The 17026-nt window shown below is 58.6% G+C and carries 9 protein-coding genes; 3 read left to right on the top strand and 6 right to left on the bottom strand.

Annotation, left to right across the window (positions count from 1 at the left end):
- Position 1: 1 nt before the first annotated feature.
- The 5 genes from PP263_RS05020 to PP263_RS05000 all read right to left on the bottom strand — a co-directional run bounded on the left by PP263_RS05020 (position 2) and on the right by PP263_RS05000 (position 8276).
- Complete coding sequence (locus PP263_RS05020; protein ID WP_308367268.1) at positions 2 to 616, bottom strand: flavodoxin family protein; 615 nt, start codon at positions 614 to 616, stop codon at positions 2 to 4.
- Positions 606 to 1433 (bottom strand): arylamine N-acetyltransferase, encoded by an 828-nt coding sequence (locus PP263_RS05015; RefSeq protein WP_308367267.1) that lies wholly within the window; start codon positions 1431 to 1433, stop codon positions 606 to 608. The genes PP263_RS05020 and PP263_RS05015 overlap by 11 nt, the downstream gene beginning before the upstream one ends.
- A 247-nt stretch (positions 1434 to 1680) precedes the next feature.
- Entirely contained in the window at positions 1681 to 4593 is a 2913-nt protein-coding gene (locus PP263_RS05010) for a TonB-dependent receptor (protein ID WP_308367266.1), read from the bottom strand.
- Positions 4594 to 5031: 438 nt separating this feature from the next.
- Positions 5032 to 7212 (bottom strand): malate synthase G, encoded by a 2181-nt coding sequence (locus PP263_RS05005; protein ID WP_308367265.1) that lies wholly within the window; start codon positions 7210 to 7212, stop codon positions 5032 to 5034.
- 128 nt (positions 7213 to 7340) lie between these two features.
- Positions 7341 to 8276 (bottom strand): LysR family transcriptional regulator, encoded by a 936-nt coding sequence (locus PP263_RS05000; RefSeq protein WP_308367264.1) that lies wholly within the window; start codon positions 8274 to 8276, stop codon positions 7341 to 7343.
- 115 nt (positions 8277 to 8391) lie between these two features.
- Here PP263_RS05000 and aceA point away from each other — a divergent pair, with 115 nt between their 5' ends.
- The 3 genes from aceA to PP263_RS04985 all read left to right on the top strand — a co-directional run bounded on the left by aceA (position 8392) and on the right by PP263_RS04985 (position 14681).
- Complete coding sequence (gene aceA / locus PP263_RS04995; protein ID WP_308367263.1) at positions 8392 to 9726, top strand: isocitrate lyase; 1335 nt, start codon at positions 8392 to 8394, stop codon at positions 9724 to 9726.
- Between the two features lie 315 nt (positions 9727 to 10041).
- The gene (locus PP263_RS04990; protein ID WP_308367262.1) at positions 10042 to 12402 is read left to right on the top strand and encodes a glycoside hydrolase family 9 protein; all 2361 of its coding nucleotides are present in this window, start codon (positions 10042 to 10044) and stop codon (positions 12400 to 12402) included.
- A 197-nt stretch (positions 12403 to 12599) separates the two neighbouring features.
- Entirely contained in the window at positions 12600 to 14681 is a 2082-nt protein-coding gene (locus PP263_RS04985) for a glycoside hydrolase family 9 protein (RefSeq protein ID WP_308367261.1), read from the top strand.
- 139 nt (positions 14682 to 14820) lie between these two features.
- Here the strand turns inward: PP263_RS04985 and PP263_RS04980 are convergent, their stop codons facing one another.
- Positions 14821 to 17025, bottom strand: coding sequence for an acetyl-CoA hydrolase/transferase C-terminal domain-containing protein (locus tag PP263_RS04980; RefSeq protein ID WP_308367260.1), 2205 nt, complete (start codon positions 17023 to 17025; stop codon positions 14821 to 14823).
- Position 17026 lies beyond the last annotated feature (1 nt).

Here is a 17026-nt window from a genome sequence, read left to right as displayed (position 1 = left end):
GTCATGGCATCCCTGTCGCTCCGGTTCCCCGTGACAGTAATCCTGCCAACTCCCCCACCCTGCTCCCGAGATATTCCGCGGTCAGGTGATCCTGCCGGTGTACTTCCCCCGCCGCGGAATGCGCTGCAACCAGGCCGGATTGTGCTCCCAGACGAGGGCGCGCAGCAGCATCGGACCCCGCCGGCAGGTCGATACCGATCCACAACATGCCGTGCTGGCTGGCGAAAACCTGCAGGGTTTGCAGCGTGTTCAGCTGGTCGCCGCTGGGGCTGGAACCGATGGTGAAGCCCGCAGCGAGCTTCCCGGCCCAACTTCTCCGGGAATAACGTTCGCTGGTCGCATCCATAAAGGCCTTGAACTGAGCGGAAACACAGCCCATGAACGTGGGGGAACCAAATACGATGCCATCGGCCGCATCCAGCTGTTCCAATGCTCGCTGATTGCGGTAGCGGCCCTGGACTATTTCCTCACCGGTTACTTTTATTCCGACGGCTTCAGTGCCGGTGAGCCCGTTGGCTCCGGCAATCACCGATCTGGCCAAAGCTTCGGTTGTCCCCTGGGCCGAATGATATATAACGGCAATTCTCGTCACGAGGCTTTTCCCACTATTTTCCACTGGTGAATACCTTTTCCAGGCCCCGCTCTGTTTCCGGGGTTTGGGCCAGGTTGATATCAAAAGTCTGCAAAAGCACATCGCGCAGTTCGTTCACACTGGCCAGGGCGGATTCCCGTTTGGGGCCACTGTGGGGATAAAAGATCAGGTTATTGTTGCGCAGGGTATAGCGTCCGCCGGTTGTCGGGCGGGTCGCGATCAGGTCGGTGGTAAAATGCGAGTCCGGATGAGTGGAGCAATACCAGTTGAACATCTTGTAGTCGCCGGCGGACTGCTCCTGCAAATCAAAGCTGTAAATCGGTTTCCACTCACCCGAAATTTCCACTTCCACCCAATATTCGTCTCCTCCCTGCAATATCCGGTAACGCCCGTGAGGCGTGGTTTGCGGTTTCTCGGTATCCAGGCGCAGTGGCCAGGTCGGGGTCTGGATACCGAATCCCACATCCACCAGGTAGGGGATTCCCTCTATCTCCGCGCGCAATATCATATGGGATTGCGCCGGCGTCGTCCCCGCCGGTCTCTGCCAGAGCACCCGTGCGGCGAGACCGGTAACCGCGATGCCGAGCGACTCCAGCACTGCACGAAAGAGTGTGTTCTGCTCATAGCAGTATCCGCCCCGCCCACTGTGTACCAGTTTGCGCTCTACCGCCGGCAGGCTGATATCCACGGACCACCCCAGGAAAGGGTTGAGGTTCTCGAAGGAAATGGCGTGGGTGTGGCGGACAACCAGTGCTTTAACCGTGTCCGGTTCTGCGGATAACCTGCCCTTATAGCCGATCCGCCGGCAGTAGGCCTGCAGGTCTATAGCTGTAGAAGTCATGGTAACCGGGTCCCTTTGCTGCTTGATAACGGCGGGCAGCATAAGACCTCAAGTGCGCTTCAGGTCAAGAAAAAAACTTTGAGTACTTCTACAAGGGGGTACGCTGTGCGCACTGGCTCCGCAAGCTCTGAAAAGGTGCGCATGGCGCACCCTACCAAGCTGTGATCTCGCGCACAAAGGTCTTTTCGCCCTTGCTGATCGATCCATGCAGATCGCTCTTCACCCTTGTAGAGGGCCGGGCTTTTCTTCAGAACTTGGTGCTGAGACCAACAGTAAAGGTTCGCCCCATTTCGGTTTCAAACAAAGGGTCCCTGCGTTGGCTGTCAATGTACAGGGTATTGCGTTCATTCGTGAGGTTCTGTGCCTCAAATATTAACTTGACGGTGTCCGTCAGATAGTAAGATGCTGAGGCATCAACAAAGAATGTCGAATTGTTGCCTAGTACGTCGCTATCGTTGGCTCCGGACGGAACTGAGCGCAAGTAGCCTGAGCGATAGCTTCCTGTGGTGCGGAAACTGAAAACATCATTCTCATAGTAAAGCGTTGCGCTGGCCGCGTTTTCCGAGAGACCGATCAGGTCGTTGGTGGTGGTCAGCGTTGGTATGCCTTCCTCGCTCTGGAGTACATAGTCAATTTCAGAGGTTACGTGGGTATAGTTGGCCAGAATCCCAAAGTCTTTCCAGAAACTAGGCAGGAAGATCATCGGCAACTGAAGATTTAACTCGACACCGCTGAGTGGACCACCTTTAGTGTTAGTCGCTTGGTTTACTGTAAACAAATCATCGGGGTTGGCGGCCGTACCTTCCAGCAGCGTATTGGGGAAGCCAAGTTCAGTGTACGGGACCAGGCTTGAAATGGACTGAATGTAAGTGCTGATGTCTTTCTTGAAGTAGGCAATAGAGGCCAGTGCACCTTCATCAAAGTACCATTCCAGGGCGACATCATAAGTCTTCGCTCGAATCGGCTCAAGAAAGGCGTTGCCGACAGAGGCAGTCCGCGTTACAGGGTTCATGGAACCGCTTGGAATGAGCAGTCCCAGGTCGGGCCGGGACATTACTTCCGCAACTGAAAACCGCCCCAGGAGCGAAGGTGTAAACTCTACGACCAGGTTGGAGGAAGGCAGCAGGTCGTCGTACTGGCGGTCAATATCGACCCGCTGAGCAAAAGTGGCGTAGGGAGAGCTTTCAGGGGCCGCGGTGGGGATAAAGCCAATACTGTGCTGGTCGGTATCTATGTATCGAACGCCGATATCACCGCGCACAGGAAATCTCCATTGATCAAAGGTGAATTCGGCCATCAAGTATGCACTGTTGGTTTTCTCGTTTACCGCGGGAGATTGAGCGCCACACTCTGCGCCACACCATACAAAATCGTCAAAACCCACGATGTCTTTCCATTTTTCGTGATCGACACCCAGGTAGTCGCCCATCGTGGCTGAGCCCAGAACATTGCTCACACCCTGAACGGTTCTTGAGAAGTCGGCGATGCTGGTCCCTTCCGGTAATTGCGATGTGCCTCTGAACTCGTCTGCGATTATAACAGAATGGGTTTTGTAATCGCTCTCACGGGCCTGTACGCCGAACTTGAAGGTAAGCTCAGGTGAGAAGTTCCAGATAATGTCTACTTCGGCCGTTGTATTCTCCGTAACTCTTTTTTGGTTCCGGGTATTGAAATTACCCAAAACAACACCGTCCCCCCGGCGAGGGGCATAGTTGAAGTTTCCTGGGTCATTGACGTTTATGCCGTAACTCATGACGGGAATGTTGTCGCGGTTTCGAAAATCAATGACGAAGTTGTCGGTATTCGGAGAATCTACGTTTACGGTCAGGCGCTCGGGATTGTCGAATTCTGACTCTGAGCGACCCAATAGTGCCTTAACTTCAAAGTCTTCGCTGAACAGATGCGAAATGCTGAGATTGGTTTGCTCAAACGTGGTAGAAAAACGGTCGACCAGACTTTCTGAGCGAAGGTTGACGCCATCAAAAACGCCGTAGATTAATGTACCATTGTCATCTACCTCGAGCTCCCGGACCGATACCATGGGTTGGCCATTGACATTGGCATTTCGAGCGAACGATAGCGCATCAATATAATTGTCACGCCGCACGACATCGTACTTGGAGTAAAGGTTGTCCAGAGCGATATGGGTATCGGAGGTGGGTTGCCATTCGAGCGTCAAGGTGCCGCCGGTGCGCTCAGCATCCTGCTCGGAGTTAAGGTAACGAGGAATGCGTGGAAGGAATACACCACCCCCGGGGTTACCGGACACCCCGGTCCGGGACTGAATGAGCTCATAGGCTTCACTGCTACCCGTGCGCGGGTTATTGGTGCTGCAGTTGAGGGCATCTGCTCCTTTTTCCCCATTGGTTTCCGGGTTTTGAGGAATGTAGCCCAGGGGTGAACAGAAGCCACCATTCACGTAAGTGGGGAGAATGTTAACGGCAGAGTAACCCACTTCGCGAATATTCCGTTCAGAGTGTGCAACGGAGGCCAATACGCCGAAGGTGTCGTCGAAAAATTTCTTTGAAATCAGTCCTGAAAAACGGGGATCGACGGAGTCTCCCACCTCGTTGTAGACGCCTCGCGCGGTACCGGTGATGGTGAGATCCCCTTCCGCAGACAGTGGCCTTGGCGCTCTCAAGTCTACGGTAGCGCCGAGTGAGCCTTCCTCTATATCCGCGCTGGGTGTTTTGCGGACAGTCAGCTCGGAGAAAATTTCGGTTGGGAATACATTGAAGTCGAAGCTCCGCCCTCCGTTGCCGGCGCCGTAAATATCGGATGAGCCGGTCTGGGAGGCACCTTCCATACCGTTGATCCGCACGCGGGTGAACTCGGCACCCAGACCGCGCACCGAAATGTTCTTACCTTCGCCACCATCACCGCGCGCCAGTGCGACACCGGGTATACGCTGCATGGACTCGGCCAGGTTGGAGTCCGGGAACTTCCCGATGTCTTCGGCGACAATACTGTCTACCGCTGCTGTGCTCTCGCGTTTCTGACTGAGTGCGGTATTCAGGGACGCCCTGAACCCTGTCACCTGAACCTCTTCAATGGCGCCGTTTGGGTCAGAAGTTGATTGGGCGTGTGTTGTGCTGGCGAAGGCCATGGCGGCCATGATCGCCGACAGGGGAGCGGGGGCACTCAGTCTTTTGTAGCTCATTGGTTTGCTCCGTCGTTATTAGAGTTGGAACGCATGCAAAGCCGAAACCGCGCAGCTCTCCTCCGCGCTTTGTTTCACCATATGATATATAAGACATATTATCAATCAATAAAGATCATTACCTATCTAACTCTATCATCTTCAATCAATAATGACCGTTTCAGCGAAAGTAGCTTCCGGGCCGGGGAAATGGAGCGGATCGTATTCGGGGTAGCCTTCTCTATCAGGTGGGAAGCCAGCGGCAATTGGCTGTCGCGGATTTCCTCAGCTATATATTTCGCCAGTTGATAAGCATCGATGAGAGGGGGCTTTCCGTGCAGGTGATCGGCGGCGGGATTGGGATTGACCGGGCATCAGTGCCAGCCTGAGTGCCAGCAGCGGTATTGCGGTAGGAGTTTCTTCTTTCTATGAGAAAAGGCCCCGTGGGGCCTTTTCTGTTTAAGCATTTTTCGCCTTGAACTCCCGCCGGCGGCGATGCAGCACCGGCTCGGTGTAGCCGTTTGGCTGCTCGCTGCCCTTGAACACCAGCTCGCAGGCCGCCTGGAAGGCGATGCTGTCGTCGTAGTTTGGTGACATGTCGCGGTAGTCGGGGTCACCGGCGTTCTGTCGGTCCACAACCGCGGCCATACGCTGCATGGTTTCCATCACCTGTTGCTCGGTGCATACACCCTGTTTCAGCCAGTTGGCGATATGCTGGGAGGAAATACGCAGTGTGGCCCTGTCTTCCATCAGGCCCACGTCGTTGATATCCGGCACCTTGGAGCAGCCGATGCCCTGTTCCACCCAGCGCACCACATAGCCGAGAATGCCCTGGGCATTGTTGTCCAGTTCCCGCTGTATTTCCTCGGTGCTCCAGTTGGTGTCCTCCGCGACGGGAACCGTGAGAATGTCGTCCAGGCTGGCCGGTTCGCGCCTGGCCAGCTCTTCCTGCCGTTTGGCCACGTCCACCTTGTGGTAGTGCAGCGCGTGCAGCGTGGCGGCGGTGGGCGACGGCACCCAGGCGGTGTTGGCGCCGGCCATGGGGTGGGCCAGTTTGGCGTGCATCATCGCCAGCATCTGGTCGGGTATCGGCCACATGCCCTTGCCGATCTGTGCCCTGCCCTTGAGCCCGGTGGCCAGCCCCACATCCACATTCCAGTCCTCGTAGGCGGCAATCCATTTGGACTTTTTCATGTCTCCCTTGCGGATCATCGGGCCGGCGAGCATGGAGGTGTGAATTTCGTCGCCGGTGCGATCTAAAAACCCGGTGTTGATAAACACAACCCGCTCCCTGGCTTCGGCAATACAGGACTTGAGGTTGACGGTGGTGCGTCGCTCCTCGTCCATGATGCCCATCTTTACCGTGTTGCGCTCCAGGCCCAGAACGTCTTCGATTTGGTCGAACAGGGTGTTGGCGAATGCCACTTCCTCGGGGCCGTGCATCTTCGGCTTGACGATGTAGATACTGCCGGTCCGCGAGTTTTTCACCGGCCTGTCGTTATCGCCGCGAATATCGTGCAGTGCGATCAGGCTGGTGATCATGCCGTCGAGAATTCCCTCCGGGACTTCGTTGCCGTCTTTATCGAGCACCGCATCGCTGGTCATCAGGTGGCCGACGTTGCGTATAAACAAGAGGCTGCGTCCGGGCAGGGAAAAGGCCCTGCCGTTGGGGGAGGTGTATTCGCGGTCGGGATTCAGTTTGCGTACGAAGGTCTTGTCCCCTTTGCTGATGGACTCCTGAAGATCGCCCTTCATCAGCCCCAGCCAGTTGCGGTAGACCAGCACCTTGTCCGCGGCGTCCACCGCGGCCACCGAGTCCTCACAATCCATAATGGTGGTGAGCGCGGCCTCCACCACAATGTCCTTGACGCCGGCCGTGTCGGTTTTGCCGATGGGGCTTTCGCGGTCGATCTGGATTTCAAAGCGCAGGCCGTGCTGTTGCAGAAGGATTGTATCGGGCGATTCGATATCGCCGGTATAACCGACAAACTGGCTGCTGTTTTTCAGCGTTGCGATATCGCCGTTGGTCAATTCCACTTCCAGCAGCGATCCGTTGAGGCGGTACTCCGCGACATTCTTGTGGCTGCTGCGAGTGAGCGGTGCTGACTGGTCGAGAAATTCCCGGCCGTATTCGATCACCTTGGCGCCGCGCGCCGGGTTGTAGCCGGTGCCTTTTTCCGCACCACCTTCCTCGCTGATTACATCTGTGCCGTAAAGGGCATCGTACAGACTGCCCCAGCGGGCGTTGGCGGCGTTCAGCGCATAGCGGGCATTCATTACCGGCACCACCAGTTGCGGCCCCGCCATGGTGGCGATTTCCGCATCCACGTTTTCCGTGGTCGCGGAGAAATCCGCGGGCCCGTCCACCAGGTAGTCGATTTCGCGCAGGAATTCCTTGTAGCGGGGGATATCCCGGAAGGCGCCGGGGTTGTCGCTGTGCCACTGATCGATTTTGGCCTGCAGTTGGTCGCGTTTCGCCAGGAGGGCGCGATTCACCGGCGACAGGTCGTCGATAATTTTCTCGAATTCAGCCCAGAATTCCCCGGCGTTCACGCCGGTGCCGGGGATCACCTCCTCGTTGATCAGTTTGTACAATTCCGGCGCGATTTGCAGTTCGCCAATTTGGACTCGTTCCGTCATATCCGGGCCTCTCGCTGATCGTTGGGAATTCGGCATTCTAAACAGGCGCTTCGCCATGCTGCTAATTTATAGGTAGAATTTCCACTATTCACATTTTGAATCTTTATCAAACCCTGTCTCGCGCGCGGTTACAGATGGCGGCCGATATCCAGAATCAGCCGTCGCAGCCAGCGATGGGGCGCACTTTGTTGCAACAGTGGACTCCAGGCCATTTTCAGCTCCAGCGGCGGGATCTCCAGCGGCGGCTCCCGGCGCACCACGCGGTGGTTGTCCCGTGCCAGCAGGGCCAGGCGCGTGGGCACGGTGACGATCAGGTCGCTCTGCTCCGCCAGCAGCATGGCCACCTGGTAGTGGCGGGTGAATACCGAGATGGTCCGCTTCTCGCCCAGGCGGCCGATGGCCTCATCCACCCAGCCCAGACGCTGCACGTCCTCCGGATTGACGCCCACGCCGACGCCCATGCCGGTCTTGCTCACCCAGATATGCTGGGCGCGCAGGTAACTCTGCAGATTGTAGTCCTCGAGAATTGGGTTATCCGCCCGCATCACGCAGGAAAAGCTGTCCCGCCACACGGTGGCCTGGTGGAAGCTCTGGGGCATGCTGTCGAAGCGGTTGATCACCATGTCCACCTTGCCCTGCTCCACGTCCACGAAGCTCACGTCGCTGGGGGTCATGATATCCAGGCTGATCCCGGGTGCACCCTCCCGCAATTGCTTCAACAGCGGCGGGATCAGCGTGGATTCTGCGTAGTCACTGGCCATAATACGGAAGGTGCGTCGCGCGGCCCCAGGGTCGAAATCCCGGTTGGGCTGGATCACCCGGTCGATGGCCGCCAGCGCCTCGCGCACCATGGGCTGAAGGTCCAGAGCCCGCTCCGTGGGCATCATGCCCTCGCGGGTGCGCACCAGCAGCGGGTCGTCGAACAGCTCCCGCAGCCGTTTGAGGCCGTTGCTCATGGCGGGCTGGGACAACCCCAGGTAATTGGCGGCGCGGGTGACATTGCGCTCCCGCAGCAGCACATCCAGGTAGACCAGCAGGTTCAGGTCGGCTCTTTCCAGGTTCATTGAGTATTCGTACCGTCGATAGCGAAAATAAAAGCAATAAATTGGGCAAATTATGCCAGGGCTACTAGGATACTCAACACCTAATATCAGTCAGCGCCTTACGAGGGAGAGAGACATGACCGCAGGCAATTATGACCGCAAGGCCGAAATCGAGGCCATCGAGAAGGACTGGGAGTCCAATCCCCGCTGGAAGGGCGTGAAGCGCACCTACTCCGCGGAAGATGTTGTGCGCCTGCGGGGTTCCCTCAAGCGCGAGAACACCATTGCCCAACGGGGCGCCGAGAAGCTGTGGCAACTGATCAACGAGGGCGGCCGCCCGGCCTTCCGCCCGGACAAGGACTTCGTCAACGCCATGGGCGCCCTGACCGGGGGCCAGGCGGTACAGCAGGTAAAAGCGGGGGTACAGGCCATCTACCTGTCCGGCTGGCAGGTGGCGGCGGATGCCAATACCTCCGAGAGCATGTACCCGGACCAGTCCCTCTACGCGGTCGACTCGGTACCCACGGTGGTACGACGCATTAACAATGCCTTCGAGCGCGCCGACCAGATCCAGTGGAAAACGGGTGTGAACCCGGGTGACGCCGGCTATATCGACTACTTCGCTCCCATCGTGGCGGATGCCGAGGCCGGCTTCGGCGGTGTGCTGAATGCCTACGAGCTGATGAAAAACATGATCCGCGCCGGCGCCTCCGGCGTGCACTTCGAGGACCAGTTGGCCTCGGTGAAGAAATGCGGCCATATGGGCGGCAAGGTGCTGGTGCCCACCCATGAAGCGGTGCAGAAACTGGTCGCCGCGCGCCTGGCCACCGACGTGGAAGGTGTTCCCACCATTGTACTGGCGCGCACCGATGCCAACGCCGCGGATCTGATGACCTCCGACTGCGACGAGTACGATGCCCCCTTCCTTACCGGTGAGCGCACCGCCGAGGGCTTCTACCGGGTCAAGGCCGGTATCGACCAGGCCATCAACCGCGGCCTGGCTTACGCCCCCTACGCGGACCTGCTGTGGTGTGAAACCGCCACGCCGAACCTGGACGAGGCGAAGAAATTCGCCGAATCGGTACGTCGGGAGTACCCGGACCAACTGCTGGCCTACAACTGCTCCCCTTCCTTCAACTGGAAGAAGAACCTGGACGACGCCACCATCGCCCGCTTCCAGCGCGAGCTGTCGGCGATGGGCTACAAGTTCCAGTTCATCACCCTGGCGGGTATCCACAATATGTGGAACGGTATGTTCAACCTGGCCTACGAATACGCCCGCGAAGACATGTCCGCCTATGTTCGCCTGCAGGAAAAGGAGTTCGCCGACGCCGAGAAGGGCTACACCTTCGTTGCGCACCAGCAGGAAGTGGGCACCGGCTATTTCGACGATATGACCAACGTGATCCAGGGCGGCCAGTCCTCCGTGACTGCGCTGACCGGTTCCACTGAGGAAGAACAGTTTAGGTAAGGGAGTCTTTCGAAATATTCTTTATTTCACTCCCCCGGGCCGCTCTGCGGCCCATTTTTTGTTTTTCTGCCACCTCATTGTACTTTCGCAGCGTCCGTTCGTGACGCCGGTTCAATTTTTGCTCTTTCCTCCTCGCTGATGGTATCGGTACCACCCCAAAAATCATATATTTCACGCTAACAATAATAAGCTTGTATCGCACCGCATAATTAAAAACAGCGAAAAAGGGAGATCCGTATCATGCGGTTATCACATAAATGTTTATTTTTCAGTATGTGTCTTGCGGCGCCATCGGTATTCGCCGCCCAGGCAAACATGAATATTGCCAGTGACTGGGGGCAAGGCGCCCAGGCTGAGATTGTCGTACTCAATGATGATCCGGTGCCGCTTTCCGATTGGACCGTGGAGTTCGATCTGGATGTGGAGATCACCCAGATATGGAACGGTATCATCGTTTCCCACGCGGGTAGCCACTACGTGGTGGGGCCGGCGGATTACAATGGCACCATCGGCGTTGACGACCAGGTCAATATCGGTTTTCTGACCACTCCGGGCGGTATCTCAGCGGTACCGGTGACTGTGGGGGGAGATGACGGCAGCTCGTCCAGTTCATCGTCGAGCAGTTCGAGTTCCTCTTCGAGCAGCTCCAGTTCTTCCAGTAGCTCTTCAAGTAGTAGCTCTTCAAGTAGTAGCTCTTCAAGTAGTAGCTCTTCAAGTAGTAGCTCCTCAAGTAGTAGCTCCTCAAGTAGTAGCTCCTCAAGTAGTAGCTCTTCGAGTTCTTCCTCAAGCTCTTCTTCAAGTTCCTCGTCGTCTTCCAGCAGTTCAGGAGGCGATTATCAAGGCTACGAGACCAGCAGCTTTATTACCGTGGATCAATTCGGCTACCTGCCCAACGGCGAAAAAGTCGCGGTACTGCGGGACCCGCAAACAGGGTACGACAGCGCAGGAGAATATGTTCCCGCTGCGACCTTCAAAGTGGTGAACACAGACAGCGGTGAAGTGGTCTACAGCGCGCAACCGGTTGCGTGGAACAGCGGCGCCACCGCCGACAACTCAGGTGACCGCGTATGGCACCTGGATTTTTCCTCGGTCACAACCCCCGGCAACTACATACTGGCGGACGATACCAACGAACTGCGCTCTCACACCTTCCGCATCGACAGTGACATCTACCGTCCGGTTCTGGTGCAGGCAGTGCGCAGCTTCTACTACCAGCGTGCCGGTTTCGCCAAACAGGCACCTTACGCCGATGCCCGCTGGGCGGATGGCGCCAGCCACCTGGGTGCGGGCCAGGACCCGGAAGCCCGTTTGTTCAACGACACCGGCAATGCCGCCACCCAGCGCGACCTGCGCGGCGGCTGGTACGATGCCGGCGACTACAACAAGTACACCAACTGGCACGCGGACTACTTGATCGCCCTGCTGCACAGCTATCGGGAAAACCCCGCGGCGTGGACCGACGATTTCAATATTCCGGAATCCGGTAACGGTATCCCCGACCTGCTCGACGAAGTGAAATGGGGGATGGACTGGTTGGTGCGCATGCAGGAAACAAACGGCTCCGTGCTTTCCGTGATGGATCTGTCCCACGCCAGCCCGCCCTCATCCGCCACCGGTCCCACCACCTACGGCCCGGCGACCACCGCCGCCACCTACAGCAGCGCCGCCGCTTTCGCCCTCGGCAGCCATATCCTGGGCCAGGTCCAGGGCCTGGAGAGTTACGCCGCGGACCTGAGTGACAGGGCGGAGAATGCCTGGCAGTGGGCGCAGGCGAACCCCGAAGTGACCTTCAGAAACTCCGACAACGGCGTCGCCGCCGGCGAGCAGGAAGTGGATGAATACGGGCGCTTCGCAAAAAGCCTGATCGCCGCCATTAACCTGTACCGGGCCACCGGCAAGGGCGAGTACCGTCAGTATGTGGAAAGCAACTACCAGGAAGCCCACCTGATGCAGTGGAGCTGGGCCTCCATCTGGGAAACGGAAATCCAGCACGCGCTGCTCTATTTCAGCGCACTCGAAGGTGTTTCCAGTGAAGTGGCCTCGGCTATCCGCAGCGCTTACCAAACAGCCATGAACGGGGATGCCAACTGGCCGGCGGTAAACGGCGACGTCGACGCCTACCGGGCCAGTATCCCGGAATATACCTGGGGCAGTAACCGCGGCCACGCCGCGCAGGGCAACCTGTTTCTGGACCAGTTTCAGTTCGATGCAGGAGCTCCAGGGGTTACCGAAGCGCGCAACGCCGCACAGCGCTACCTGAATTACCTGCACGGCGTCAATCCGCAGGGCAAGGTCTATCTGTCCAATATGGGAGAGTTCGGTGCGGAGAATTCCGTCGACAGCTTCTACCACTCCTGGTTCTCCGACGGCAGCCCGCAGTGGGACTCCGTCAGCGAATCCTCCTACGGGCCCGCGCCGGGCTTCCTGGTGGGCGGCCCCAATCCGAGTTACGACTGGGATGCCTGCTGCCCCAACAGTTGCGGCAGCCCCGAAAACAATGCCCTCTGTGGCGTGGCCCCGCCCGAACCGCCTTTCGGCCAGCCCGCACAGAAGTCCTACCTCGACTTCAACACCAGTTGGCCGCTGAATTCCTGGGCGGTAACAGAGAACCACAACAATTATCAGGTGGCTTATATCCGTCTGCTTTCCAAGTTTGTGAAAGCCGACAGCGAATAACTGCCAGGTAACGCCCAACATGGCCGCTGGCCGGATCTGGATTCACCGGAATCCAGATCCGGCCAGCTTTTTTTGTCCCACCTCCAGAGCCATTGCACTGCTTTTCGTGATCCCTGTTGCAGTTCAGAAGTCGTGCGATAGCGGTAACATATGAAAAATCATATGATTTTGGAAAACAACCAACCATAAAACGACCCATGAATAGACTACCCTCATCCTTTTCCGCCCTGTTGCTCTGCTTTCTGTTGTCCGCCTGTGGTGGAAGTGGTGGTGGAGGCGATGGCAGCTCCGGAAGTAGTAGCAGTAGTTCGGGAAGTAGCAGTAGTTCGGGAAGTAGCAGTAGTTCGGGAAGTAGCAGTAGTTCCAGTAGTAGCAGTAGTTCCAGTAGTAGCAGTAGTTCCAGTAGTAGCAGTTCCAGCTCCAGCGGTGGTGACTCAGAGAACCTGGCTCTCAGCGGTTTTATCGTCGTCGATCAGTTCGGCTATCTGCCGGAATCGGAAAAAGTGGCCGTGCTGCGCGACCCGCAACAGGGCTTTGACGGCGATCGGGAGTATACCCCGGCCGACAGCTATCAAGTGGTGGATAGCGAGAGCAACGAAGTGGTACTCACCGTCGGCCCCCAGGCCTGGAATGGCGGCGCCATCGCAGATAACTCCGGCGACCGGGTCTGGCACCTGGATTTCAGCGCGGTTACCCGCTCCGGCAGCTATATGGTGGTGGACACTGAAAACCAGTTGCGCTCCCCCACCTTCCGCATCGCCGACGACGTCTACCGGCCCGTGCTGGTGCAGGCGGTGCGCACTTTCTACTACCAGCGCGCCGGCTTCGCCAAACAGGCAGCCTACGCCGATGCCCGCTGGGCGGACGGCGCCAGTCACCTGGGCGCCGGCCAGGACCCTGAAGCCCGTTTGTTCAACGACGCCGGCAATGCAGACACCCAGCGCGACCTGCGCGGTGGCTGGTTCGATGCCGGCGACTACAACAAGTACACCAACTGGCATGCCTCCTACCTGACCACTCTGTTGCACAGCTATCGGGAGAACCCCGGGGTCTGGACGGACGATTTCAATATTCCGGAATCCGGCAACGGTATCCCCGACCTGCTCGACGAAGTGAAATGGGGTATGGACTGGCTGATCCGCATGCAGGAAGCGGACGGCTCCGTACTCTCGGTGATGGGCCTGTCCCACGCCAGCCCCCCCTCTTCCGCCACCGGCCCCACCACCTACGGCCCGGCGACCACCGCCGCCACCTACAGCAGCGCCGCCGCCTTCGCCCTCGGCAGCCAGTTCCTGGGCCAGATCCAGGGCCTGGAGAGTTACGCCGCGGACCTGAGTGAAAGAGCGGAAAACGCCTGGCAGTGGGCGCAGGCGAATCCCGAAGTGACCTTCAGAAACTCCGACAACGGCGTCGCCGCCGGCGAGCAGGAAACTAGTGACTACGGGCGTTTTACCAAAAGCCTGATTGCCGCCACCTACCTGTACCAGAAGACCGGTAAAGCCGTTTACCGGCAGTATGTGGAAGACAACTATCAAAACGCCCATCTGATCGAACAGAGCCATGCCGCCCCATGGGAAGCGGAAATTCAGCACGCCCTGCTCTACTTTGCTTCCCTGGACGGTGTATCCGCCCAGGTGGCGGACAGTATCCGCACCGCCTACGGCAACTCCCTGGACCAGGGGGGAGACAACTGGCCCGCGGTAAACAGCGACCGCGAAGCCTACCGCGCCCACATACAGGTTTACACCTGGGGCAGCAACCGCACCCACGCGCACCAGGGCAACCTCTTCTACGACCAGTACCAGTTCGGTGCCGGCGGCCCGGGGGAAGCGGAAGCGCGCAACGCCGCGCTGCGTCACCTGAACTACCTGCACGGAGTCAATCCGCTGGGCAAGGCGTATCTTTCCAGTATGGGAGAGTTCGGTGCGGAGAATTCCGTCGACAGCTTCTACCACTCCTGGTTTTCCGACGGCAGCCCGGAATGGGATTCCGTCAGCGAATCCTCCTACGGGCCCGCACCGGGCTTCCTGGTGGGCGGCCCCAATCCGGGTTACGACTGGGATGCCTGCTGCCCCAGCAGTTGCAACAGTCCCGAGAACAACGCCCGCTGCGGTACAGCGCCGCCCTCACCGCCCGCCGACCAGCCCGCACAGAAGTCGTACCTCGACTTCAACACCAGTTGGCCACTGAACTCCTGGGCGGTAACGGAGAACCACAACGACTATCAGGTGGCTTATATCCGTTTGCTGTCCAAGTTTGTGCCGGCGAGCGAAGAGTAGGGAACCTGCAGGAGCAAAAATCTGTCCATGGCCGCGATCGATCTTTCAGTGTGTGCTGAGAGCCTGATCGCGGCCATGGGCCGCTCCTACAATAAGATTCCTGCCGGGGCTGCCGCTCCGTTTGTTAGGACGGAAACTCTCAGTCCCGGCGCAGCGGCCGCCGGAAATCAATAAACCTCCGCAGCGCCCCGGCCACGGTATAGCCCTCCAGCCGGTGTTCGTAGCTGTCCGTCTGCTCGAACTCCATGCGTTTCAGACAGCGATGCAGCCAGGCGTTTTCCTCAGAGTCGTCTTTCCAGGCTGCCCGCCCGGCAAGAACCAGCGATATCATCTCCCACCATTTTCTGCTGCGGATCTTCAATTGCCCGAGGGCCACCGCCAGCAGCGCCTCCTCTTCCGTAAAGTCCGTACCCGACGGGAAATAAGGCAGTAGCGCCAGGCGTTTGGGATCATTGAACACCGCCTGGATCTTTTCCGGGGTATTGGCGGTAAATTCCAGCGGAACAGTGTAGTCCCGCTCCACCTTGCCGGCGCTCTTGGCTTTTTCCAGGAGTTCGCCCTGGAAGCGGGAATCGGCGATACACAGCATCGCTGTGATCACGTCCCGGTCGGTTTTGCCGCGCAGGTCGGCGATACCGTATTCGGTGACCACGATATCGCGCAGGTGGCGGGGGATGGTGCAGTGGGGATATTCCCAGACGATATTGCTGCGCACCTCGCCCTTGCTGGTGCGGGTGCTGGCCAGGGCGATCACCGAGCGGCCGCCGGGCAGTTCGTGGGCCTGGGCGACGAAGTTGTATTGCCCCCCCACTCCACTCACTACCTGGCATTCGGCCAGACCATCGGAAATCACCGCGCCGTTCAGGGTCACCATCATTGCGCTGTTGACGAAGCGGGCTATGGGGCGCTGGGCTGCTTTCAGTTCGCGATCTTTTTCCAGGCTGTTGATAAAGTCGATGGAGGTCATATTGATGCCGGCTTTTTCGCCCTCCGGCATTTCGCGCAGCTCTCGATACATGGCCGAGGAGCCCAGGTAGAAACCGCCGTGCAGCCAGACACCGCCTTTCAGCTTTTTGCCCTTGCGGTCACCCAGCAGTCTTTCCCGGCCGTGGACGCTGTGCAGGTCGCACTCCTCCTCTTCCCCCCGATCGTTGAGAAATTTGTGCCCGCGCCAGCTGTAGCTGGCATCCACGATGCCCAGGCGCTGCAGGAAATCCGTATCGGCTTTCGTGAGCGGGCAACTGATGCGGCCGGATTCCCTGAGGACCAGCAGGGTTTGCTCATCCACAGTGGAGGATATCTCCCCGGAATCGAGTAATTTCTGCAGGGCTGCGTCCGGGTATGTCTCGCGGGTGAGAATGCCCGCACGGCGCAGATGGAGGAACCCCTCCGGCACCATTTCGCTGGCGCCGTAGAGACCGCGGGTGAAGGTCTCCAATTGCGGGGGCAGTTTTTCCCGCAGTTGCAGTGAATCGTCGCTGGTGAGATCGCGCACCAGCTCACGATAGAAGTCGTTGTGACTCTGGCGCAGGCGCAGGGCGTGGCAGATGGCATCCCCCAGTGCGCCGATGCCCACCTGCAGGGTACCGCCGTCGGCGACCAGGCTGGCGATATGGAAAGCGAGGCTGTAGTTGGTCAAGTCCACTGGCAGAGTGGGCGCGGCAAACAGCGGTGTATCGAAGTCGGCGCCCTCGAGCAGAAAGTCGAAATCGCCGGCGCGCACCCGGGCATCGCCGCCCATAAACGGCAGTTGCGGATTGACCTCGCCAATGAATACCACCGGGTGGTTTCGCGCGCGGGCCATTTCCAGTACCGGCAGGGTGAGGTCCGTATTGCAGCTCAGGCTGAAGTGCCCGCCGTCGGGGCCGGGTGCCACCATCTGGGCAATGACGTTGACCCCCCTGTCGAGCAGGTCCCTCGGCACGTGGGTGTAGTTGCTGCTGACATAATCCTGCTGCACGGAGGGGTTGCCCAGGTAGCTGCCCGGGTGCAGGAAGAATTCGCACACCTCGATGTTGTCCGGCAGCAGCCCCTTGTGCCGCGCCGGGGTGTAGCCCAAATCCTGATAGTGATTGTAGAGGCGGTCCAGCAGCGGCTGTATGAAACGCCGTTGGATTTCACCGTGGCCCACCGGGCGCTCCAGGGTGAGGGCGGTAAAGATGGTCAGGGAGATCGAGGGGTCGCCGGCGGCGCGGGCGTAGAGAGTGTTGGCAAAGTGGTTTGCCTTGCCGACGCCCAGGGGCAGGCCCAGCACGATGCGCTTGCCGGTTTCTTCCAACAGCGCGTCGACGCAAGCTTCCGGGTCGTCGAAGCGCCGGGGTTTTTCGCCAGGAGTTGCTTTCATT

Source organism: Microbulbifer sp. TB1203 (assembly GCF_030997045.1).
Taxonomy (GTDB): Bacteria; Pseudomonadota; Gammaproteobacteria; order Pseudomonadales; family Cellvibrionaceae; genus Microbulbifer.
The sequence above is the reverse complement of the archived record's forward strand: the minus strand, read 5'-3'. Positions and strand labels throughout refer to the sequence as shown.

What these genes read in the sequence shown, in the direction of transcription:
- PP263_RS04980 (WP_308367260.1), bottom strand. Translation starts at nt 17,025, where the DNA reads ATGAAAGCAACTCCTGGCGAAAAACCCCGGCGCTTCGACGACCCGGAA.
- PP263_RS04985 (WP_308367261.1), top strand. Translation starts at nt 12,600, where the DNA reads ATGAATAGACTACCCTCATCCTTTTCCGCCCTGTTGCTCTGCTTTCTG.
- PP263_RS05005 (WP_308367265.1), bottom strand. Translation starts at nt 7,212, where the DNA reads ATGACGGAACGAGTCCAAATTGGCGAACTGCAAATCGCGCCGGAATTG.
- PP263_RS04990 (WP_308367262.1), top strand. Translation starts at nt 10,042, where the DNA reads ATGAATATTGCCAGTGACTGGGGGCAAGGCGCCCAGGCTGAGATTGTC.
- aceA (WP_308367263.1), top strand. Translation starts at nt 8,392, where the DNA reads ATGACCGCAGGCAATTATGACCGCAAGGCCGAAATCGAGGCCATCGAG.
- PP263_RS05010 (WP_308367266.1), bottom strand. Translation starts at nt 4,593, where the DNA reads ATGAGCTACAAAAGACTGAGTGCCCCCGCTCCCCTGTCGGCGATCATG.
- PP263_RS05000 (WP_308367264.1), bottom strand. Translation starts at nt 8,276, where the DNA reads ATGAACCTGGAAAGAGCCGACCTGAACCTGCTGGTCTACCTGGATGTG.
- PP263_RS05015 (WP_308367267.1), bottom strand. Translation starts at nt 1,433, where the DNA reads ATGACTTCTACAGCTATAGACCTGCAGGCCTACTGCCGGCGGATCGGC.